Raw genomic sequence first — 396 nt, 5'->3', positions numbered from 1 at the left:
CTATTGCGGCGAGGAGATGCCGATCGGTCATCTCGCGCCAATGAGAATCGCGTGCCCCTGCGCGCCGATGAATCGAGAATTGCTGATCGACGTTGGATTCGCCAATCATTGCTACACCGAGAAATTCATCAAGGGCATCCATTCGCCCGACCAGATTGTCGTGACTGAAGCAAGAGATCGGCACAGAGTGTTCTGTCCGGTCCGGTACAAGCTTTCCTTCCGGCTCCCAAAGCTGATTGAAGCTCTGCCACGCAGCAAGGTCCACCAGACCTCGCAACGGCGCAATTACGTTTACGTCGTTCGGCTCGAACTGGAGAAGCGTCCTTATGAGATCTATTTCATGCTCCAAAGGGCCGCGAACAATGCCGAGGCCGATTTGCGCCTGATGGTCGAAAG

The 396-nt window shown here is 55.1% G+C and carries 1 protein-coding gene; it reads left to right on the top strand.

Annotated elements, in window-relative coordinates:
* Positions 1 to 16: 16 nt before the first annotated feature.
* Positions 17 to 396, top strand: a 380-nt coding sequence (locus tag DY467_RS26915) for a YjaZ family protein (RefSeq protein ID WP_502706465.1), incomplete at its 3' end; no start/stop codon positions are given.

The organism is Rhodopseudomonas sp. BR0G17 (assembly GCF_010907025.1).
Taxonomy (GTDB): Bacteria; Pseudomonadota; Alphaproteobacteria; order Rhizobiales; family Xanthobacteraceae; genus Rhodopseudomonas; species Rhodopseudomonas palustris_H.
This window is presented reverse-complemented; position numbering and strand designations above follow the sequence as displayed.